Genomic DNA, 22,714 nt, shown 5'->3' on the forward strand with positions numbered 1-22,714 from the left:
TTTTTTTATGTACTTCATTACTTTTCATCCACTCGTTTTGTTCTAGATCTCGACCTTTAATTTTAAAAACAGGGAGAGATTTACTTTATGTCAACAACTTCATTAAACGAAAAACGCATTTCCATCATGTCTAGCTTTTCAGGTAGTAAAAAGGTTTATGTTGAAGGCTCAAGACCCGATATCAAGGTACCAATGCGTGAAATTGAACTTAGTCCGACAACAGGCACCTTTGGTGAAGAAGAAAATCCGCCAATTCGGGTCTATGATACAAGTGGGCCATATACGGATACTGATTATTCAGTTGATATTACAAAAGGTCTTCCTTCTCTTCGAAGCTCATGGATTCATGAACGAGGAGATGTTGAGGAATATGAAGGAAGAGAAATTAAGGCTGAAGACAATGGATATAAGGATGAGAAAGATCCTCGTGCTAATCATAATGTTTTCCCGGGTTTAAAGCGTAAACCATTACGTGCAAAAAAAGGAAGAAACGTCACACAGCTTCATTATGCAAGGAAGGGCATCATCACTCCTGAGATGGAATTTATCGCATTAAGGGAAAATATGAAACCTGAATTTGTGCGTGAAGAAGTTGCAAAAGGGCGAGCAATTATTCCTTCTAATATCAATCATCCAGAGGCAGAGCCTATGATTATTGGACGTAATTTCCATGTTAAAATCAACGCAAATATTGGGAATTCTGCTGTTTCATCATCCATCGAAGAAGAGGTCGAAAAAATGACATGGGCCACACGGTGGGGTGCTGATAATATTATGGACCTATCAACAGGTAAAAACATTCATACCACAAGGGAATGGATTATTCGTAATTCGGCTGTTCCTGTAGGAACCGTTCCTATCTACCAAGCGCTTGAAAAAGTAAATGGTGTTGCCGAAGATCTAACATGGGAGGTTTATCGTGATACCTTAATTGAACAAGCCGAGCAAGGCGTGGATTACTTCACCATTCATGCTGGTGTTCTTTTGCGATATGTTCCGTTAACAGCAAAGCGTTTAACAGGTATTGTATCTCGAGGTGGATCTATTATGGCACAATGGTGTCTTCACCACCACAAAGAAAACTTTTTATATACTCACTTTGAAGAAATCTGTGAGATTATGAAAACTTATGATGTTTCATTCTCCTTAGGAGATGGTCTACGCCCTGGTTCAATTGCGGATGCCAATGATGAAGCACAATTTGCGGAATTAGAAACTCTTGGAGAATTAACAAAAATTGCTTGGGAGCATGATGTACAGGTAATGGTTGAAGGTCCAGGACACGTACCTATGCACCTTATAAAAGAAAACATGGACAAACAACTGGAGATTTGTAAGGAAGCTCCTTTCTATACTCTAGGTCCACTTACAACTGACATAGCTCCTGGCTATGATCATATTACATCCGCGATTGGTGCAGCCATGATTGGTTGGTTTGGTACGGCTATGCTTTGTTATGTAACACCAAAAGAACATTTAGGTCTACCAAACCGAGATGATGTACGTGAAGGTGTTATAACTTATAAAATAGCTGCACATGCTGCTGATTTAGCAAAAGGACATCCAGGTGCACACAAAAGAGATGACGCCTTATCAAAAGCTCGTTTTGAATTCCGTTGGAGAGATCAGTTTAATTTATCATTGGATCCTGAACGAGCTTTGGAATATCATGATGAGACGTTACCTGCAGAAGGTGCAAAAACGGCACATTTCTGTTCAATGTGTGGACCGAAGTTTTGCAGCATGAGAATTTCTCAAGATATTCGTAATTACGCGAAAGAAAACAAGCTTGAGGCGAATGAAGCTATCGAAAAGGGTATGAAGGAAAAAGCTACAGAGTTTAAACAATCTGGGGGTAACATTTATCAATAACTTTCTTGGGAGGCTATTTCGGTGAAGATCCAAAAAATTGAAGAGGAAATTACTCAGTTGAAAATTCATCTTGCCTTTTTGGAAAAACGTTTAGTAGAAATACAACAAAATTGTGATCATCATTTTAAAATCAATCTATATTATGAAACATGTATCAAGTGTAATAAAGTAAATGTTTTATATTATTAGCAGTGGAAGGCTAAAAAAATATTAAAAGAAACCTTGCCTTACTATTATCTTTTTAAAAGAGGCAAGGTTGTCTATCTTCAATTACTTAAATAAAAGGACATTCCTTTAGATATTTTTTCGACAATACTGGCCCACAAGTGGAGTGCTGTGCAAATAAATAAACAAAAGGACAACACATATTAGTGATACTAAAATATGTATTGTCCTTTATTTATAAAGAATTTTTAAGTTACGTCTTGATAATTTTCGCCAGGTTAATATATATGCACAAACGGTTCAGCCTCATTTGCCTTGCGGACGATTAATGCCTCAGGTCCGTCAACAGAGGTGACACTTACCGAAACGGATATATAATCTGGAAAATGCTCTAGGACAAGCCCTGTTACATATTGAGTAAAACCAATGGCTTCAGATTTCCCATAGAACTGAATCGGAATGGTGATATCTAAATCAGTAAATTGATCCCCAATATAAAAGGCGCGGCCAATTACACCATTAAAGTTTGGAAAATACTCCTCCACATCCTGCTTAAAGTTTAAAAATGCAGTTACGTCATCACGGTGTGCCTCTTGTGCCTCTGTAGATGGAAATAGGAAATACTTTTCAGCCACCGGCTCCCAGGTATTAATGGTTGAGCTTCCTTTATCGACATTGGTATAGGTAAAAAAGGTGCCAGGCACCACAGATGACCTGCTTTGCTGTTCAAACAGAGCAATGGTAATCGGAACATCCTTTAGATTTTTCATGGCCCGCAGGCGCTTAAGGACTTCCTCGGCAATCTTCTTTCCTTCCCGTTCCATTTCAGCAAAATCGATTTCCCTCTCAAAATAAGGTTCACCCACTGCTGTACGGTAATAATGAACGGAATTTAATGCCAATCCAATCACGACACCGCCTAATTTTACAGTATCGTTTTCTCCTTTAATCAGGTAATTATGTTCTAAGATATGGGCTAAGTAAATAGGACTGTTAGTATTCCCTTCCCTAAAATCTGCCCCGTCTTCCATAAGCGGGTTTAAACCAATGTTTTCACTTTCCTTTAAACCCTCTTCAGTTAATTGAGCTGGTGTAAATTTGCGGTTCAGCCACAATCTCACGGTATTACGCTTTAACTCCTGTCCTTCACGGAACAAATAGGTTTTGGGGTCAAATTGATGCTGAGCAATCCTCATCAATCCTGTTTCAAATTCATTAATGTCATATCTAGTATTAATATTTCCAACTATTAAACCGCGTGCTTCCCCAGGCTCGAACGGTAAAATCGTCCGATAATAGTTGTCGGAAATATTATATTTCGGAATAATTGCTTTCTCTTCCGCCTCTTCTTTTGTTTGGACAACGTTCTCCTGCTTTTGAAAATTTGGTGCACATCCACTAAGCAGTAAGATAAGGGAAAGAGCGAGCAATGAGAGTTTTCTCACGTCGATACACCTCTTATTTATTTAATTCTAGTACAAGCTTCTCCTCGTCCCATACTTCAATTCCCAGCTCCTGCGCCTTGGTAAGTTTTGAGCCAGCGTCTTCGCCAGCAATAACAAGGTGCGTTTTCTTGCTGACGCTTCCTGATACATTCCCTCCGAGTGCTTCAATCTTCTCCTTGGCTTCATTTCGAGAGAGCTGCTCCAGTTTCCCTGTTAAAACTACTGTCTTTCCAGCAAAAATGCTGTCTGATTCCTCAACAGAAACCGGTTTAGCACCTTTATATTCCATATTGACTCCGACAGAAACTAGTTCCTTCAACAGTTCCTCAGCCTCTTCCTGCTCGAAAAAAGCAACAATAGAATCTGCCATCTTATCACCAATTTCATTGATCGCCAATAAGTCTTCTTTTTTGGCATTAGCCAGTTTTTCCATTGTATCGAAGCTTTGAGCAAGTGTTTTCGCCGCTTTTGCACCCACGTGGCGAATTCCAAGACCAAATAATAGTTTTTCCAGCGAATTTCCTTTGGAAGCCTCTATCGCTTTTAAAAGATTGGTAACAGATTTTTCCCCCATGCGTTCAAGGGCTATTAGCTGATCGCGTGTGAGCTTATAAATATCAGCAACATCCGAGATTAGTTTTTCCGCAAAAAGCTGGCTGATTACTTTTTCACCAAGACCCTCAATATTCATTGCGTCGCGTGATACAAAGTGAATCAAACCTTCACGGATTTGCGCCGGGCATTTCGGATTAATACAACGTAATGCAACTTCTCCTTCAAATCGAACAAGCTCGCTTTCACATTCTGGACAATGCGTTGGCATTTGGAAGTCACGTTCATCTCCAGTTCGTTGTTCTGCAAGAACATTGACTACTTCTGGAATGATGTCTCCTGCTTTTTTAACCACGACTTGGTCGCCAATCTTAATATCCTTTTCGCGGATTAAGTCTTCATTATGCAAAGAGGCACGCTGGACGGTGGTACCAGCTACCTTTACCGGTTTAAGAATGGCCGTTGGTGTGACAACACCGGTCCTGCCAACACTTAATTCAATATCTAAAAGAGTTGTAACGACTTCTTCAGCGGGGAATTTATAGGCAATTGCCCAGCGCGGGCTTTTCGCTGTTGTTCCAAGCTTACTCTGGTGCTCATACGAATCTACCTTAATCACAATGCCATCTATTTCATATGGTAAATGCGGGCGCTTATCGACCCAGCCATTTACATACTCAATAACCTCGTTTATCGCAGGGCATTTTCGGCGCTCTTTATTTGTTTTAAAGCCAAGATGGTCTAAGTAATCTAATCCTTCACTGTGGGATGCTGCGTTAACATCACCGCCGCCAATTCCATATAGAAAGACATCAAGATTCCTTGTTGCAGCAATTTTTGGATCTAGCTGTCTTAATGAACCTGCTGCCGCATTTCGTGGATTTGCAGCTAACTCTTCCCCGCGTTCTTCCTTGGCTTTATTTAACGCTTCAAAGGAACGCTTTGGCATGTAAGCCTCACCGCGCACTTCTAATGTTGCATTCTCACGCAGGCGCAGAGGGATGGATTTGATTGTCTTTAAGTTTGCGGTAATATCTTCGCCAATGGTTCCGTCTCCTCTTGTTGCTCCTTGGATAAACAAGCCATTTTCATAGCGTAAAGAAACGGCTAGGCCATCAATTTTTAATTCACAGACATAGGAGACATTATCTCCAACTGCCTGACGAACGCGGCGGTCGAAATCTTTTAAATCCTGTTCGTTAAAGGCATTACCCAAGCTTAACATTGGTGTTCGGTGCTCTACTTTTTCAAATAAATCCAGCACCTCTCCGCCAATACGAACAGATGGTGAATCTGGTGATTTTAATTCTGGAAATGCTGACTCTAATTCTAAGAGTTCCTGCATTAAACGATCATATTCTGCATCAGGTACTGAAGGTTGATCAAGCACATAATATTCGTAGCCATATTGATTTAATAGGCTTCTTAGTTCATTGATTTTCAGTTCCGCTGTTTGAAGGTCCATACATCCAGCCCTTTCATTGTAAAATTATACGAGAATAGCCCCATAACAGGGGCAATTCTTTTTATAATTTGGCCGTGTTGATTTGCGCTCTACAAAGGATAGTTTCTTTGAATAATTACCGCAGGGACAGGCGGTCTTTGCCTGTCACGAGAACTTCACCTTCCGCACCAATCAACACTGAACTTTGATAACTTCCTATACTTTTTTTATAGGCGCGAATTTAGCCAGCAGGCGTTTAATTCCGGTTGGGCTAGGGAATGCAATGTCGAGCTCTGTTCCTTCGCCTTCTCCTTTAACACTTACTACTGTTCCAATGCCCCATTTACCATGCTCAGCTTTATCGCCGACTCTCCAGCCGACAGTATCCCCGCCAGTGGAAGCAGCTATAGGTCTCATGACTGGTTTTCTGGTTACTGGTGTACCGAAAGAGGTTCCGGTTGTACCAGATGTGCTTCGTCCGAAAGAGGTTCCGGTTGAACCCGAAGCACTTCGTCCAAAAGAGGTCCCTCCTCTTGAACCAAACGGAGTATTCCTGCGTTCCTCTTTTTCCACGCCTTCTAAAAGTTCTTCCGGGATTTCACGGATAAACCGGGATGCAGGGTTCATGCTGGTGCGCCCAAATAACGTTCTCATCTGAGCATTTGTCAGGAATAGGGTCTGCTCAGCTCGAGTTATTCCTACATAGGCCAATCGGCGCTCTTCTTCCATCTCAGCTTCTTCCATTAATGAACGGCTGTGAGGGAATACTCCTTCTTCCAATCCAATTAAGAATACGACTGGAAATTCCAACCCTTTTGCAGAGTGCAAGGTCATGAGGGTAATAGCATCTGTTTTTTCACCGTCTTCATCTAACGAATCAATATCAGCTACTAATGCCAAATCCGTTAAGAAAGCAACTAAGCTCTTATCTTCATTTACTTCTTCAAAGTTTTTTGTTACAGATAATAATTCGTCTAAGTTCTCTAGTCTGCTTTGGGCTTCTATTGATTTCTCTGCCTTCAGCATTTCACGATAACCCGACTTATCTAAAATATCCTCAACTAGTTCCGTTACAGATAAAAACTCTTGCATTTGCGTATAGTTTTTAATTAAATCTCTAAATTCTCTGGCGCCTTTAGTAATTTTTGGACTTAGTCCAAGTAACTCAACGGAATCAAGCGCTTGAAAAATAGATATATCATGCAAGGCAGCGAAATCTGCCATTTTATCCACCGAGCTTGATCCAATTCCGCGTTTTGGCACATTAATAATACGCTGTAAACTGATATCATCATCAGGATTAGAAATGAGCCTTAAATAGGCTAACATGTCCCTGATTTCTTTTCTGTCATAGAACTTTGTTCCGCCGACAATGCTGTATTCAATATTTGATTTTAACAGCACTTCCTCCATTACACGGGATTGAGCGTTAGTCCTGTAAAGAATCGCGACGTCGGAAAGCTTGTACTTGCCTTCGCGTGTTAATTCTTTAATTTTACCCGCAACAAACTGAGCTTCTCCCTGCTCACTGTCTGCACGATAGTAAACAAGTTTGTTACCCTCTGGGTTTTCCGTCCAAAGATTCTTTGCCTTACGGGTTACATTATTTTCAATAACCTTATTCGCTGCTAGAAGAATCCTTTTTGTAGAGCGATAGTTTTGCTCAAGCAAAATGACCTTTGCATCCGGATAATCTTTTTCAAAGGAAAGGATATTGGCAATATCCGCTCCACGCCAGCGATAAATCGACTGGTCGGAATCTCCGACTACGCATAGGTTCTTAAAACGGTTTGCGAGAAATTTAACTAGCATATACTGTGCTCGGTTTGTATCCTGATACTCATCGACATGAATGTATTGAAATTTTCGCTGATAATATTCAAGTACCTCAGGTACACGCTGAAACAGTTGAATGGTCATCATAATCAAATCATCAAAGTCGAGTGCTTGATTTTTCCGCAACCGTTTTTGATATTCTGTATATACATCGCTGACGGTTTGTTCGAAATAGCCTCCAGCAGTTTTTGCATATTCTTCCGGGTCAATTAACTCATTTTTAGCCGAGCTGATCGCGCCTAAAATCGCACGCGGGTCATATTTTTTAGGATCAAGGTTCTTATCCTTAAGGATTCCTTTCACCACGGATTGCTGGTCGCCTGTATCTAAAATCGTAAAGTTACGGTTAAAGCCCATTCTGTCGATGTCTCTGCGCAGTATTCTTACACACATCGAGTGAAACGTGGAGATCCAAATTTCTTCTGCTGCTCCGCCCATCATTTTTCCAATACGTTCTCTCATTTCACGAGCGGCTTTATTTGTAAAGGTTATCGCTAAAATGTTATAAGGATTTACACGTTTTTCAACAATTAAATAAGCAATACGATGCGTTAGTACTCTGGTTTTACCACTACCCGCACCTGCCATTAGTAAAAGCGGGCCGTCCGTTGCTTTTACAGCATTTTGTTGTTCTGGGTTTAAGCCATTTAAAAGCTTTTCTGATAAGTATTGCAATTCCTTCACCACCATACCAAACATTTGTTCTTATTTTAACTCTTTCTATCCAATTAAGCAAATTTTCATCGAACGCTTTTTACTGTTGCTAAAGCTTGTTCGATATCATCATAAATCGCGTTTCCAACCACAATAACATCCGCATGCTCAGCCATTTCGGCTGCTTGTTCCAGCGTTGAAATTCCCCCGCCGTAAAATAGGACCGTTTCCTCAAGGGTTTTCTTAACTTCAGCTACCACTTCTACATCTCCATATGTGCCGCTATATTCAAGATAAAAGATTGGCAAATGAAACATTTTCTCTGCCATCATCGCATACGCTTTTACTTCTTCTGTTGAAGCATTTGCATTGGCAGAAGTCAATTTTGCGGCTTTGCATTCTTCGTTCAGAATGCAGTAGCCTTCCATGACGATTTCTTCCCAATCCATAATTTCACCAAATTCTTTTACTGCCTGATGGTGCAGCCCAGTGATCCACTTTGAATCATTGCTATTTAAAATTGTCGGAATAAAATAAAGGTCAAATCCAGGGGTAACTACATCAATACTTGAAACTTCGAGGACACAAGGAACGGTGTAGCGGCGAACTCGCGCCATTAAATCCAGGACTTTTTCTAAGGTTACCCCATCTGTTCCTCCAACGATTACCGCATCTGTTCCAGATTCGCATATTCTTTCTAACTGTTCATCACTTATCTCTTTATTTGGATCGAGTTTAAACACATGGCGCCACTCGCGAAAATCGTACATCCCAAGATCCTCCCATTCAAATCTTACATTACACCATTATAGCATTAGCTCAATCGATAAAAAAAGAAAACACTAAATTACTTAATAGAAATTGTAACCATATAAAAAAGCGGAAGCGCCTTCTTCAGGGGGGCGGCTTATGACTCGAGTCCCAAGGAGCCGAAACTAGACAAGCTTATGACCCCTAGGCGCTGGAGCTGGAGCTGGATTAAAAAAACCGAAGAGCAGGCTCTTCGGTTTGGATTATTTCTCTTCGGTTACGTTTTCTGTTTTGATTCGCTCTAATACCATTTCATACGTGTCATTACCGAAATTCAAGCAGCGCTTCACACGAGAGATGGTTGCTGTACTTGCACCTGTTTCAGTCTCAATTTTATGATAGGTATTTCCTTCACGCAGCATTCTTGCTACATCTAAACGCTGTGCCAATGATTGAATTTCATTAATCGTACATAAATCATCAAAGAAGCGATAGCATTCTTCAAGGTCCTTCAGTGAAAGAACTGCTTGAAATAACTGATCAAGCTCTTTTCCACGTAACTTATTAATTTGCATTTATTTTACCCCTTTAATTAAAGATTAGTTTACATTAAATGAAACGCTGGATTGAAGTCCAGGATTCGTCGGAACCACGTTCACCCAAGTCTTGCCTTGAACAAACGGAACAACTTCTCCATCTCTTATTGGAACAATAATACCATTATCATTTTTCCATTCTACTTCCATTACCTTACCCTTTTGCAGTAAGTAACCAGATCCCCCTGATTCTAAATCAATTTCCTTATGAGCTTCCTTATCAATGACTTGATGAGTAGTCTCAATGATAAACAAATTGTCTAACAGAATAGGTTCTTTCGTTTCATAGTCTATGGTTTGATCCCCATTAGAGAAGCGCTTGTATTTTCCAACCGATTCATCATACTCATAGGTCGAATTGAAAACACCGCTGGCAGAATATGAAATCATCACTGAATTCGCTTCGTCTCCCGCTACGGATTTACTCTCTTCCTCTGATAAAAATTGAAACTCAGGCGGAGACTGATTCAGCGAGTAATTCTTTTCCTTGGCTCCTTTTAAAACATTCTTATACGTAATATAGGAATTATGAGGTGCCACGCGGAAGCTCACTCTTTTAAATAATGTTCCCTCATAGACCATACCATTTAAATTATCAACAAAGTCGCGTTCGAGCAATTCTCTTGCCTCTTCACTATAGCCGTGGGCGATAAAAAGAGCATCCAGACCTTTAGCCAAATCAATGTAATAGTCCCTTGCACTTCGAACTGGACCCATATTATCTGGGTTTTCACTTTGGAAAACAGCAAGGAATCGAGTAACATCACCTTCTGCTAGAATTTCATAAACAATATCCGCTTTGTTTAAACCAGATTGAGGTCTCGCTTTTGGATGATTATTAATCATAACCGCCACTGCTCTTTGATCTGTCTTAGTCTCTGAACCCACCCCTGTTAATGGATAGTGATAAGGGAGTTCGTTCTCTATCTCTTCCTGTATCACTTCTTCAACTTCTTCTTTTTCCGGCAGTTTTGGTCCATTAGCCTTTTCTTTATCATTGCAGCCAGAGAGCAGTAAAAGAACAGCTGTTATGGCAACAGCCCATTTCTTCATTTTTTTAAAACACTCCTATCGTCTTTTCTCGAGGCGACTTTATCCAATTAATTACTTTTATAGTTTAACGCATTATCGACGGAAAGAGAACAGTTTTGTTCATTACATCGTACATACCCTGTTGGGTGATTCGAATATAGGGTAAATGAGTTGCCGAAAAGAATAACAAACTGTAAACAGGATCTGAGAAGGAATAACCACGATCCTTCAATTCAACAAGTAATTTCTTTTCTTCGTTCATTAATTCTTTAATTGGAAGGTTTGACATAATTCCGTTCAGTTTTAATGGAATCTCACATACCACTTGTTCTTCCTCGACCATCACAATACCGCCGCCTAACTCCTTCATCCTCTCGAAGGCTGCAAGCATATCACGTTTACTTTTTCCAATTAAGATAATATCACCTGTATTGGAAAATGAACTTGCTAATGCCGAAAGATTTGTTGCAAATCCTTTTAATAATGTATTAATCCTCCACTTGCCATTTCTATCTAGCAGAGTAAAGAAACATTCATCATGGTCTGTTGACAATTCATCATAAGAGGCATCAATCGCAATGGAATACGGCTTGGTAATAACCGAATTTTCCATCTTAATTCCGAATGGCATGGAAAATTGTAAATCATCAATGCTTAAATTCCAGTCCAGTTCCATTGGCTTAAGACCATAATCATCCCAATTAATCGAGTGATAAGCTTCGACCACTTGTCCGTCACGTTTTACCCATTTACCTTTTGCCAGTACGGAATGAGGCGTAGGGTTTTCGATACTAGACAGGAAGTTGATATTTGCAACACGGCCAGTTGCAATATTGCCATGTAGATGGTCAATATTGTAATAACGTGCAATATTCACTGTAGCCATGTTATAAGCATCGATCACCGGAACGCCTTTATCAATGGCAATCCGAATCATTTGATCGGTGATACCTTGCTCATAAAACGTGGATGTGGAACCATCGGTGTTAAACATTAAACGATCATAGGCTTCAATTCCTAATCGTTTCATATCATCCAGCAAGTCTGGAAGGTCAGGACGAATAGAGGAATATCTTAATGAAACCATATAGCCCTGCATGAGACGGTTATATACTTCTTCGCCAGTCATTGCTTCATGATCACTATCTGCACCTAACAGGATCATTTTCGCTAATGTTTTCTCTGAGGCACCAGGAAAATGACCTTCAATCTTTTTGTGCATCCGTTTGGCCTCTTGAATCCAATGAAGCATCATATCATCGCCGTCTAACAATTTAGGCCAGCCTGTCAATTCACCGCCTTGAAGAACAGCGTCATGTTCTAACCACGATTTAATATTGCTATGTGAAAAAACATCTTCTTCATTTAAAATTTCCGTTTGCGGATCAAACCGGCACCACCAGAACATGGTGGTCGGGATGGAACGTAAGTCCTTTAATAAAGAAAACGCTTCCTTTTTCTTCAAATTCATAATCAAGGACATGTTGTCATTGATGATTGTCGTTGTTCCAAACTGTGATGCATAGGCCGCCAAAGTATGGGGATTATATAATTGATAAGGATGGGCATGCGGCTCGATATACCCAGGAACAAGAATTTCATTCGTACAGTCAATAATTTCACAGTTTTCCAATTTCGGCGGTAAATTCTCGCCGACATATACAATCCGATCTTCATATATCCAAATATTCGCGCGCATCCACTGGCGGAATGTCTGATTTAAATACAAGGCATTTTTTAATAAAATGGTTGGTGAAGTTTTTCCATCTAAAACGGATACATGCATGCGTAAATGTTTATTTTTCCATCGATAACGTTGTTCGAGCATACGATACCCTCCCTTTCTCAGAAGCTATTTATCTAGTAAGAATGTTGATTTCTCAATAAAGAAAGCCCTTACAAAAATTAGTTTATCTCTATACTATCATATTTTATTATTTAACGCATTAAAGAATTGGATAATCGCTGTAAAAAAATTGTGAAGGAGTGAACAATGTGAACGTTACTAAAAATATCGGGATCCTGAATGCATTAATAAGGATTACAATTGGGCTTACTGTCTTATCTTGGAGTACAGCAAAAATGGTAAAGTTTCCTTGGAGAGATTCCTATTTGTTTATTGCCATATGTGGAGCAATGAAGGTGGCGGAGGGAATCGTTCGTTTTTGCCCTGTAACAGCGCTATTCGAAAGATATCAGGAAATGGAACAGGAAAAACCCTTGGCACTCGGGGATGGGTCAAAAAATGGCGATGTTGATGAGGTACTGCCATATAACCCAACATAAATTTATGCACTTTCAATAAGGGCAACGGATTATTCCGGAATCGTACCCTGCTCTTTGATTTTTTTGGGTTTTTGGTAACGATACGATTTTTCGGAACCAACGGTAACGATTAGCAGCCAACTTATAAATAAATCTAAACTAAAAATAAACGGGCTGACCGTGGTTGGTCAGCCCTTGAAAGGAAGGTACTCTATCATGTTTTGGGAATATTTATTAGATATGTCGTTTGTACTTATTAGTTTAATCGGTGGTATTGTTGCTCTTTTATTTGTGTTTATCCGCCGCTCTAACAGAAAACGCGCCCGATAGCCTTGAAGCCGATATCCTTTCGATAAAAGACTCCATCACAAGTTAATTTTTCAAGCTCTCGGTAGACAATATCTTGTGCTTGCTTTAATCTTTCAGCCTTTGCACCAACTAAGAGTACTCTTCCTCCAGCAGTTTGAAATTCACCGTTTTGATTTTTATTTGTTCCTGCATGGAAAGTATAGACCTCATTAGTGAAATCAGATAAACCATTGAGAACAGCACCCTTTTCATATTGCTCGGGGTACCCTTTGGCTGCAACAACAACCCCAACCATCGATTGTTCGTCCCAAACTAACTCTGGGGCTTCACCGGCTAATACATCTAAGATGGTCTGAACTAAGTCAGATTTTAACCTTGGTAAAATTACTTGTGTTTCCGGGTCACCAAAGCGGGCATTAAACTCGATAACTTTTGGCCCTTTTTCACTTGCAATTAACCCTGCATAAAGAATCCCACAGAAGCTTCTTCCTTCTTGAACCATTGCTTTCGCTGCAGGCTTAAGGATGGTTTCAATTGCTGTTTCAACTGTCTCATTGGCAATATGAGGAACAGGAGAGTATGCACCCATTCCTCCTGTATTAGGACCGTTATCACCATCAAAGGCACGTTTATGATCTTGGGCGATTTCTAGCGGTATAACCACTTCCCCATTCACAAACGCCATAAGGGAAAATTCCTCACCGCTCAAAAACTCTTCGATTACCACTCGTGCTGAAGCTTCACCAAATTTTTGCCCAACGAGCATTTCTTCTGTACTTTGTAATGCCTCTTCTAGTGTTAATGCAACTGTAACGCCTTTTCCCGCTGCTAATCCGTCAGCCTTGATTACAATGGGAGCGCCCTTTTCTTCAATATACTTCTTTGCTTCCTCGTAGTTAGTAAATACAGCATAATCGGCAGTAGGAATCTCATATTTTCTCATGATTTCCTTTGCGAACGATTTACTTCCTTCGATTTCTGCTGCCAATCTTCGCGGTCCAAACACAGCTAGACCTTCGGCTTCAAATTTATCTGCTAACCCTTCTAGTAAAGGAACTTCTGGTCCGATAATTGTTAAACCAATTCCTTGTTCCTTCGCAAATTGAATAAGTTGTTCATGGGTACTTTCATCAATCGCAACACGTTCTGCGACATCTTCCATCCCGTGGTTACCAGGAGCAACAAATACTTTTTCTACAAGCGTGCTTTCACTTACCTTTCGGCACAGTGCATGTTCTCTTCCGCCTCGGCCAATAATTAGAACCTTCATCCATCTCACCTCATTTTAATGTTTAAAATGTCTAACTCCGGTAAAGACCATAGCAATTCCATATTCATCCGCTTTTTTGATGGAATCTTCGTCGCGAATGGAACCGCCTGGCTGGATGATTGCCGTAATTCCCGCTTTCGCCGCGGCTTCGACAGTATCATCCATTGGGAAAAAGGCATCAGAGGCGAGTGCTGCACCTGCAGCTTTTTCACCTGCTTGTTTTAAGGCGATTTCAGCGGCACCTACCCGGTTCATTTGACCCGCACCAATTCCAATTGTCATATCTTCTTTCGTCACGACTATTGCATTCGATTTCACATGTTTTACGACCTTCCAGCCAAGCTTTAATGCTTCCCACTCCTGCTCAGTTGGCTGTCTTTTTGTTGGTACAGAGATTGTTGCATTTTCTAATGTAAAGTGGTCCTGTTCCTGCGCAAGAAGTCCGCCTTCGATTGTTGTTAACTTCATCTCTGGTTTTTTTGCGCCTGAAAATGGAATCGTTAATAAACGTAAGTTCTTTTTCGCCGTTAAGATCGATAATGCTTCCTCAGAGAACGATGGTGCAATGATGATTTCTAAGAAAACCTCATGAAGCTTGCCAGCTGTCTGTGCATCCACTTCACTATTAAAAGCAATGATACCGCCAAAAATGGAAACTGGATCTGCAGCAAATGCTTTTTCAAAAGCAGCAAAAATATTCGTTCCAGTACCAATACCGCATGGATTCATATGCTTCACAGCAACTGCTGCAGGCTCTGTAAATTCTTTCACAATCTGCAGGGCAGCGTCAGCATCGTTAATATTATTATAAGAAAGCTCTTTTCCATGAAGCTGCTCTGCATTAGCAATGGAAAACGTTGAACCTAGTGGCTTTTTATAAAAAGCAGCTTTTTGATGTGGATTTTCCCCGTAACGGAGCGATTGCTTCAGCTCATATGTAACGGTTAATTTTTCAGGAGTTTCTTCTTGTGTAAGTTCTGTCATGTATTCAGCGATTAATGCGTCATATGCTGCAGTGTGGCGGAAAACCTTTGCTGCCAGCTTTCTGCGTGTTTCTAGTGTTGTGCTGCCATCTGCTTTTAATTCCTCAATCACCTTAGTATAGTCAACGGGATCAACGACCACTGTTACATATTGATGATTTTTTGCTGAAGCACGCAGCATCGCTGGACCGCCGATATCAATATTTTCAATCGCGTCCTCAGTTGTTACATCTGGTTTTGCAATGGTTTGTTGAAAAGGATAAAGGTTAACACAAACAATTTGAATAGGGTCAATGCTATGTTCTTTTAGCTGCTTTTGATGTTGTTCGTCATCATGTTTGGCTAGTAATCCCCCGTGAATGAACGGATTTAACGTTTTTACACGTCCTTCTAATATTTCTGGAAAGCCGGTAACATCACTCACTCCGAGAACAGGAATACCTTGTTCTTGAAGTGCTTTTTTCGTTCCGCCCGTTGAAATAATTTCAAAACCTAAGCTGACTAATTCTTTAGCAAAATCGAGAATACCATTTTTATCAGAAACACTAATAAGTGCGCGCTTTTTCGTCACGTTGAACTTCCCCTCTCGTTAACAGCATTTGCAGGATAGATGGATAAAGCTTATGTTCGATACTTTGTATTTTCTTTTGCAGACTCTCTCTTGTTTCCTTTTCACTAAGGCGGACGCGTTCCTGGACGATGATGGGTCCAGTGTCCATTCCTTCATCAACGTAGTGAATGGTAACTCCGCTCCATTCCGCTTTTGCAGCCAAGGCTTGACCAATGGCATCTTTACCAGGAAAAGCCGGAAGAAGAGAAGGATGGATATTAACGATACGGCCGGCATATTCTCCGAGCAATGTTGGACCAATCAGCCTCATATAACCGGCCAGAACGATAAACTCGACGCCATAGCTTGCTAATTTCTCCAAAATTGCCTTTTCATAAGCTTCTTTGGAGCTATATTCCTTTGGACTAAAAGCAAAGGTTGGGATACGAGCGGCATCAGCACGCCGGGCAGCAAAGGCTCCCGGTTTGTCACAAACGAGGAGTGCGATGTCCGCTTCAAGTTCTCCCGATTTCACGACATCAATAATCGCTTGAAAATTGCTTCCGTTTCCTGAGGCAAAAACAGCAATCTTTCTCATCGGCGGCCACCGATACTAATGCCTTCTTCTGCCGTTACAACACCGATTTCATAGGCAGTTTCTCCGCATTGTTTTAAATGATCCATCATCTCAGCCGCGATATCCTTATCAACTGCAATCACCATGCCGATACCCATATTAAAGATATTATACATTTCCTGCTGGTCGATTTGTCCAACAGTAGTAATTAAATTAAAAATCGGCGGGATGTCCCAGCTTTTTTCAAAGATGGCTGCTCCAAGTCCAGTAGGAAGCATCCGTGGGATATTCTCAATAAAACCGCCACCGGTAATGTGAGCCATCCCTTTGATCTTGAATTTTTTCAACGCTGATAAAATAGGCTTTACATATATTTTCGTTGGTTTTAGTAACTCTTCTCCCAAGGTACAGCCGAGCTCGTCAACATATTCTGTTAACGCCCAGTTATTAAAAACCTTCCGAACAAGCGAATAACCATTGCTGTGAATTCCGCTCGAAGCCAATCCAATTAGCACATCGCCAGGCTTAATATTTTCCCCTGTAATCAGCTGGGATTTTTCACAAGCACCAACCGTAAATCCAGCAAGATCATACTCATTTTCACTATATAATCCAGGCATTTCTGCTGTTTCTCCGCCGATAAGTGCACAGCCAGCCTGCTCACATCCATCTGCAATGCCCTTGACAATCGCTTCAATCTTTTCAGGCTTTGCTTTCCCGGTAGCAATATAGTCTAAAAAGAACAAAGGCTCTGCGCCTTGAACAACGATATCATTGACACACATGGCTACTGCATCAATGCCAATTGTTTCATGCTGATCCATCCAAAAGGCAATCATCAGCTTGGTACCCACTCCGTCTGTTCCCGATACAAGAACAGGCTCTTTTAGGTTAAGTGCTGACAGGTCGAACATTCCGCCGAATCCGCCAAGACTTCCAATCACACCCGCTCGGGCTGTTTTTTGTACATGCTTTTTCATTCTTTCAACAGCCTCGTAGCCTGCTTCAATGTTTACGCCTGCCTGTGTATAAGCATTCGCCATGATGTTCCCTCCTATTTTTGGTAATAATATTGGAGTGTATCTGGATAAATCTCAGTTGGGTAGTTACCAGTAAAGCAGCCGAGGCAAAAACCTTCTGTTCCTTCCGTTTTGACAATTGCTCCTACCATCCCCTCGGTACTTAGGAACGTTAAGGAATCAGCACCAATCAGCTGTCTAATTTCTTCCACTGATTTATCTGAAGCGATTAATTCTTCTTTCGATGAAGTATCAATTCCATAAAAACATGGATTTTTTATCGGAGGTGAACTGATGACAACGTGTACCTCAGTGGCTCCTGCCTCTTTTAACATGGTGACAATTCGTTTGCTTGTCGTTCCGCGAACAATTGAATCGTCGACCATGACGACACGTTTACCTTCAACGACACCGCGAACTGCAGAAAGCTTCATCTTTACACCCTGCTCCCGTAACGATTGGGTTGGCTGAATGAAGGTCCTGCCGACATATTTGTTCTTAATTAATCCCATCTCATAAGGAATACCTGCTGCTTCGGCATACCCAATCGCAGCAGAGATGCTAGAATCAGGAACTCCCGTCACTACATCTGCTTCAATTGGTGCTTCTACTGCCAATCTTTTACCCATGTTTTTACGGGCTGTATGAACATTGATTCCTTGAATATTACTATCAGGTCTTGAAAAATAAACATATTCCATTGTACAAATAGACTTTGTCGAATTAAACGCAAATTGTTCTGAGGTTATTCCCTCTTCATTGATGATTAATAATTCTCCAGGTCTGATATCGCGGATGTATTCTGCTCCAACAACATCAAAGGCACAGGTTTCCGAAGCAACCACATAGGCATCTCCAAGACAGCCAAGCGAAAGTGGTCTTAATCCATGAGGATCGAGAGCAACCATTAATTCCTTCTCTGTTAAAATTAAATAGGCATAGGCTCCTTTTAACATCGAAAGCGCATTTTTCACCTGATCCTTCAACTGGGGATACCCGCTTCTCCTAATTAAATGAGCTAATACTTCTGTATCAGAGCTTGTTTGGAAGATACTCCCTTGTGTTTCAAGCTGATGTTTTAAGAAATTGGCATTTACTAAATTCCCATTATGAGCAAGTGCCAGGCTTCCAGTTTGCGAATGGAACAGCAAGGGCTGGACGTTCTCATAACCGCCGCCCCCAGCTGTCGCATAACGTACATGCCCAATCGCAGATGTACCTTTTAATTCTTCCATCACGTTCGCAGTGAAAATCTCTGAAACTAGTCCTTCACCTTTCACAACTCTAAGCTTCTCTCCATTGGATACGACAATCCCTGTACCCTCCTGGCCGCGGTGCTGCAGGCTGTGGAGTCCGTAATAGGTAAGCTGTGCAGAATCTGGATGTCCAAAGACACCAAAGACTCCGCACTCTTCGTTTAATCCCTTGATTTCAGCAAGCATGGGATAGCTCCTTTCCAGGCATCCTTCAATTCGTTTACAGAAGCTTCTAAAATCGTGTTATTCTCACCATTCACCTTTAATACGGCTGTATCATTTACTTCACCAATCAATTTGGCAGCTACTAAACTTTCAAACTCTGTTTGGTGTTCTTTTTTCACAGTTAATAAGAAACGGGATTGTGTTTCACTAAATAATGCAGTTACTGGGTTATCTTCAATCGTGATAGCTGCACCAAGCTTTTCTTGGCCAAAAAGACTTTCAGCCACCGCTACACCCAGCCCGCCTTCAGAAAGGTCGTGTGCCGATTGAACAACTCCTGCACGAATAGCTGCTAACACTTGATTCTGTCTTACTTTTTCTAGTTGAATATTAAGTTCCGGAGCTTTACCGAAAATCCGTCCGTTTTGCAGTTTCTGTAACTCACTGCCTCCAAACTCAGGCTTTGTTTCTCCAACTAAGTAAATAAGGTCGCCGCTATTTTTAAAGTTCTGAGTCGTAATATGATCAAGATCGGTTACTAACCCAACCATTCCAATTACCGGTGTTGGGTAAATCGCTGTTCCGCTTGTTTCGTTATATAAAGAGACGTTACCGCCAATAACTGGAGTTTCAAGAACTCGGCAGGCCTCGCTGATTCCATCTGCTGCTTTTTCAATCTGCCAGAACACTTCTGGCTTTTCAGGATTTCCAAAATTTAAGTTATCCGTAATCGCTAATGGCTCGCCACCTGAGCAGACAATATTACGTGCCGCTTCTGCAACCGCAATTTTTCCGCCTTCTTCAGGGTCTAAAAATACATAGCGTGAGTTACAATCAGTCGTCATCGCCAATGCTTTACGGGTTCCGCGGATTCTGACAACAGAGGCGTCTGATCCAGGTGCAACGACTGTATTCGTACGCACCATATAATCGTATTGATTATAAACCCATTCCTTGCTTGCCACAGTTGGCTGGCTAAGAATTTGTTTCAATGTATCTTTTACATCTTCAACCTGCGGCACTTCTACTTTTAGTGCTTGGAATTCCTGATAATAAATTGGCTCTTTTGATGGCTTATGATAAACAGGTGCGTCCTCAGCTAACGCATCTACTGGGACATCTGCCACGATTTCGCCATGGTGCAGCAAACGTAGTTTTTTATCATCTGTTACTGTACCGATTGCAACTGCTTCAAGATCGTATTTTGTGAATAGATCTTTAATTTCCTGCTCTCTTCCCTTTGTAACAACAATCAGCATTCGCTCTTGTGATTCCGAAAGCATCATTTCATAGGCAGTCATACCTGTTTCACGCTGTGGAACGAGGTCTAAATTCATTTCGATACCCATTCCCGCCTTACTTGCCATTTCAGCTGAAGAACTTGTTAATCCCGCAGCACCCATATCCTGAATACCGACAAGGGCATCTGATTGAATCAACTCAAGACAGGCTTCTAGTAAAAGTTTTTCCATGAATGGGTCGCCCACTTGAACCGCTGGGCGGTTTTCATCGGACTGGTCTGTTAATTCCTCAGAAGCAAAGGTTGCTCCATGAATACCGTCACGGCCTGTTTTCGCACCGACATACATCACTGTATTGCCAACACCTTGGGCAAGGCCTTTTTTAATATCTTTATGATCAATTAGACCGACACACATCGCATTTACTAACGGATTGCCTTCATAACATGGTTCAAATTGGATTTCGCCGCCAACCGTCGGAATTCCGATACAGTTACCGTAGCCAGCAATTCCGGCCACGACCTCTTTGAATAGGTAGCGTACTCTTGCAGATTCATCAAGTTCTCCGAAACGAAGTGAGTTTAACAATGCGATTGGACGGGCACCCATTGAAAAGATATCACGGATGATACCGCCAACACCTGTAGCCGCCCCTTGATATGGCTCGATGGCTGATGGGTGGTTATGGCTTTCAATTTTAAACACAACCGCTTGATTATCGCCGATATCGACAATTCCTGCCCCTTCCCCAGGACCTTGAAGAACACGCTCACCTGTGGTTGGGAATTTTCTTAGGACTGGTTTAGAGTTTTTATAACTGCAATGCTCAGACCACATAACGGAGAAAAGGCCTGTTTCAGTGTAGTTCGGTGTCCGGCCAAGAATGTTTTCAATCTGGGTGAATTCTTCATCGGATAAGCCCATTTGCTGATAAAGTTTTTCTGTCTTTACTTGATCTGGTCTTGGTTCATGCTTTAACAACATTTGCTTCCCTCCAGCTTCTTACAATCGATTGAAATAATTTTAGTCCATCTGCTCCGCCTAGTAACTCATCAACGGCTCTTTCAGGGTGTGGCATCATCCCAAGGACATTTCCTTTTTCATTGATAATTCCTGCTATATCTTCTAAACTTCCGTTCGGGTTATCTTGGTAAGTAAATACGATTTGGTTATTTTCTTTAAGCTTAGCGAGCGTTTCTTCATCACAATAGTAGTTTCCTTCCCCATGAGCGACAGGGATTGAAATGGTTTCACCTTGCGTGTAGGCAGCAGAAAACATCGTCTGATTGTTCACTACCTTTAATTCAACCGGTTTACAGATAAATGATAGACTTTCATTTCGTCTCATGGCCCCAGGCAGTAATCCTGCTTCTAATAAAATCTGGAATCCGTTGCAGACACCTAGAATCGGTTTCCCTGCTTTTGCTGCTTTTACGACTGCCTGCATGACTTTACTAAAACGTGCAATGGCTCCTGTACGTAGATAATCACCGTATGAGAAACCGCCAGGAAGTAAGATCCCATCAAACTCATCTAAGCTCTCAGTGTCATGCCACACATATTCAACCTGTTCACCAAGTTCATCCTTAATCGCATGGTACATATCTACGTCACAGTTAGACCCCGGAAAAACGATGACTGCAAACTTCACTGAGGAACACACTCCTCTACTTCATAACGGTAGTCTTCAATGACTGTATTTGCTAATAGCTTGCTGCAAATCTCATTGATCACTTCATCAAGTTCGCGCTCTGACTTTTCAATCGTTAGTTCCATATATTTACCGATTCGTACATCGGATACTTCTGGATAATTTAATGAATGCAGTGAATGAGTTACTGCCTTACCTTGTGGATCCAATACACTTTCTCTTAACGTGACATATACCTTTACCTTAAACATGCTGTTTTCCCCCTAATCTGGCTAAAATGGTTTCATACGCTTCTGTTAAACTACCAAGGTCGCGACGGAATACATCCTTATCGAGCTTTTCATTTGTCTTTTTGTCCCAAAGTCTGCAAGTGTCTGGTGAAATCTCATCTGCCAATAAGATGCTGCCTTCAGCGTCTTTACCAAACTCAAGTTTAAAGTCTATAAGATTAATTCCTAATTCGTTAAAAAAGCTTGATAAAACTGTATTAATTTTTAGTGCTTTCTCTTTTAGTGTGTTTAGTTCCTCTTTTGTTGCTATGTTCAATTCGTAGATATGAGGTCTAGTTAGTAATGGGTCCCCAAGATCATCATTTTTTAGATAAAACTCTACGAGCGGCTTTGTTAATTCTTTACCTTCTTCGATTCCTAATCGCTTTGAAAGACTTCCTGCAGCGATATTGCGAACGACAACCTCAAGCGGGATAATCGCTACCTTTTTAACCAGCTGCTCTGTTTCTGATAATCGCTCAATAAAATGTGACTCAATTCCCTGATCTTTAAGCTTTAAAAATAGCAAACTAGTAATTTCGTTATTTAAACGACCCTTGCCAGTAATATCCGCTTTCTTTTGCCCGTTGAAAGCAGTTGCCGAATCCTTATATTCAATTAAAACCGTCTGTTCATCATCTGTTTTAAAAATTCGCTTCGCTTTTCCTTCATAAAGTAGTTCTCTCATTAAGGATGCCTCCTAATTCGCAATATTGGGAATCTTCCAGATAGGTAAGGGGCGCTAAAGCACCCCTATATTCATTTTTTGTCTAGCTCCAGCGCCTAGGGGCTCGGGGTCATAAGCCAATCCGT

Annotated in this window: 19 protein-coding genes; 3 read left to right on the plus strand and 16 right to left on the minus strand. The window is 41.1% G+C overall.

The window, feature by feature from the left end; translation table 11 throughout:
* Positions 1 to 87 precede the first annotated feature (87 nt).
* Positions 88 to 1,872, plus strand: coding sequence for a phosphomethylpyrimidine synthase ThiC (thiC, locus tag ACIQAA_RS29660; RefSeq protein WP_402626776.1), 1,785 nt, complete (start codon positions 88 to 90; stop codon positions 1,870 to 1,872).
* Positions 1,873 to 2,315: 443 nt separating this feature from the next.
* Here the strand turns inward: thiC and ACIQAA_RS29665 are convergent, their stop codons facing one another.
* The 7 genes from ACIQAA_RS29665 to ACIQAA_RS29695 all read right to left on the minus strand — a co-directional run bounded on the left by ACIQAA_RS29665 (position 2,316) and on the right by ACIQAA_RS29695 (position 12,174).
* Complete coding sequence (locus ACIQAA_RS29665; protein ID WP_402626779.1) at positions 2,316 to 3,482, minus strand: CamS family sex pheromone protein; 1,167 nt, start codon at positions 3,480 to 3,482, stop codon at positions 2,316 to 2,318.
* Positions 3,483 to 3,495: 13 nt separating this feature from the next.
* On the minus strand, positions 3,496 to 5,499 hold the full coding sequence (ligA, locus tag ACIQAA_RS29670) for an NAD-dependent DNA ligase LigA (protein ID WP_402626782.1): 2,004 nt from the start codon (positions 5,497 to 5,499) through the stop codon (positions 3,496 to 3,498).
* Positions 5,500 to 5,694: 195 nt separating this feature from the next.
* Positions 5,695 to 7,989 (minus strand): DNA helicase PcrA, encoded by a 2,295-nt coding sequence (gene pcrA / locus ACIQAA_RS29675; RefSeq protein WP_402626785.1) that lies wholly within the window; start codon positions 7,987 to 7,989, stop codon positions 5,695 to 5,697.
* A 65-nt stretch (positions 7,990 to 8,054) separates the two neighbouring features.
* Positions 8,055 to 8,738, minus strand: a complete 684-nt coding sequence (pcrB, locus tag ACIQAA_RS29680) for a heptaprenylglyceryl phosphate synthase (protein WP_402626787.1) — start codon at positions 8,736 to 8,738, stop codon at positions 8,055 to 8,057.
* Positions 8,739 to 8,981: 243 nt separating this feature from the next.
* The gene (locus tag ACIQAA_RS29685) at positions 8,982 to 9,293 is read right to left on the minus strand and encodes a YerC/YecD family TrpR-related protein (protein ID WP_179603101.1); all 312 of its coding nucleotides are present in this window, start codon (positions 9,291 to 9,293) and stop codon (positions 8,982 to 8,984) included.
* A gap of 24 nt (positions 9,294 to 9,317) precedes the next feature.
* Positions 9,318 to 10,367 (minus strand): DUF3048 domain-containing protein, encoded by a 1,050-nt coding sequence (locus ACIQAA_RS29690; RefSeq protein ID WP_402626791.1) that lies wholly within the window; start codon positions 10,365 to 10,367, stop codon positions 9,318 to 9,320.
* A gap of 64 nt (positions 10,368 to 10,431) precedes the next feature.
* Complete coding sequence (locus ACIQAA_RS29695; protein WP_402626794.1) at positions 10,432 to 12,174, minus strand: adenine deaminase C-terminal domain-containing protein; 1,743 nt, start codon at positions 12,172 to 12,174, stop codon at positions 10,432 to 10,434.
* A gap of 167 nt (positions 12,175 to 12,341) precedes the next feature.
* Here ACIQAA_RS29695 and ACIQAA_RS29700 point away from each other — a divergent pair, with 167 nt between their 5' ends.
* Together ACIQAA_RS29700 and ACIQAA_RS29705 are read left to right on the plus strand one after the other, a co-directional pair.
* Positions 12,342 to 12,632, plus strand: a complete 291-nt coding sequence (locus tag ACIQAA_RS29700; protein WP_402626797.1) for a YgaP family membrane protein — start codon at positions 12,342 to 12,344, stop codon at positions 12,630 to 12,632.
* Between the two features lie 219 nt (positions 12,633 to 12,851).
* Positions 12,852 to 12,941, plus strand: coding sequence for an EYxxD motif small membrane protein (locus ACIQAA_RS29705; protein WP_402626861.1), 90 nt, complete (start codon positions 12,852 to 12,854; stop codon positions 12,939 to 12,941).
* Here ACIQAA_RS29705 and purD read toward each other — a convergent pair.
* From purD to purC, 9 genes are read right to left on the minus strand one after another with little or no spacing between them, the layout of a single operon-like run.
* A complete protein-coding gene (gene purD, locus ACIQAA_RS29710; RefSeq protein ID WP_402626800.1) occupies positions 12,919 to 14,190 on the minus strand; it encodes a phosphoribosylamine--glycine ligase in 1,272 nt (423 codons plus the stop codon). The two genes, ACIQAA_RS29705 and purD, sit on opposite strands and share 23 nt — an antisense overlap.
* A gap of 15 nt (positions 14,191 to 14,205) precedes the next feature.
* Complete coding sequence (gene purH / locus ACIQAA_RS29715; RefSeq protein ID WP_402626803.1) at positions 14,206 to 15,744, minus strand: bifunctional phosphoribosylaminoimidazolecarboxamide formyltransferase/IMP cyclohydrolase; 1,539 nt, start codon at positions 15,742 to 15,744, stop codon at positions 14,206 to 14,208.
* Positions 15,719 to 16,321, minus strand: coding sequence for a phosphoribosylglycinamide formyltransferase (gene purN / locus ACIQAA_RS29720; protein ID WP_402626805.1), 603 nt, complete (start codon positions 16,319 to 16,321; stop codon positions 15,719 to 15,721). The genes purH and purN overlap by 26 nt, the downstream gene beginning before the upstream one ends.
* On the minus strand, positions 16,318 to 17,343 hold the full coding sequence (gene purM, locus ACIQAA_RS29725) for a phosphoribosylformylglycinamidine cyclo-ligase (protein ID WP_402626808.1): 1,026 nt from the start codon (positions 17,341 to 17,343) through the stop codon (positions 16,318 to 16,320). The genes purN and purM overlap by 4 nt, the downstream gene beginning before the upstream one ends.
* An 11-nt stretch (positions 17,344 to 17,354) precedes the next feature.
* Positions 17,355 to 18,761, minus strand: coding sequence for an amidophosphoribosyltransferase (gene purF, locus ACIQAA_RS29730; RefSeq protein WP_402626811.1), 1,407 nt, complete (start codon positions 18,759 to 18,761; stop codon positions 17,355 to 17,357).
* Entirely contained in the window at positions 18,737 to 20,965 is a 2,229-nt protein-coding gene (gene purL / locus ACIQAA_RS29735) for a phosphoribosylformylglycinamidine synthase subunit PurL (protein ID WP_402626813.1), read from the minus strand. Before purL ends, purF begins: the two co-directional genes overlap by 25 nt.
* A complete protein-coding gene (gene purQ / locus ACIQAA_RS29740; RefSeq protein WP_402626816.1) occupies positions 20,949 to 21,632 on the minus strand; it encodes a phosphoribosylformylglycinamidine synthase subunit PurQ in 684 nt (227 codons plus the stop codon). Before purQ ends, purL begins: the two co-directional genes overlap by 17 nt.
* On the minus strand, positions 21,629 to 21,883 hold the full coding sequence (gene purS, locus ACIQAA_RS29745) for a phosphoribosylformylglycinamidine synthase subunit PurS (RefSeq protein ID WP_402626818.1): 255 nt from the start codon (positions 21,881 to 21,883) through the stop codon (positions 21,629 to 21,631). The genes purQ and purS overlap by 4 nt, the downstream gene beginning before the upstream one ends.
* Complete coding sequence (gene purC / locus ACIQAA_RS29750) at positions 21,876 to 22,589, minus strand: phosphoribosylaminoimidazolesuccinocarboxamide synthase (protein ID WP_402626820.1); 714 nt, start codon at positions 22,587 to 22,589, stop codon at positions 21,876 to 21,878. Before purC ends, purS begins: the two co-directional genes overlap by 8 nt.
* Positions 22,590 to 22,714 lie beyond the last annotated feature (125 nt).

The organism is Neobacillus sp. NPDC093182 (assembly GCF_044754045.1).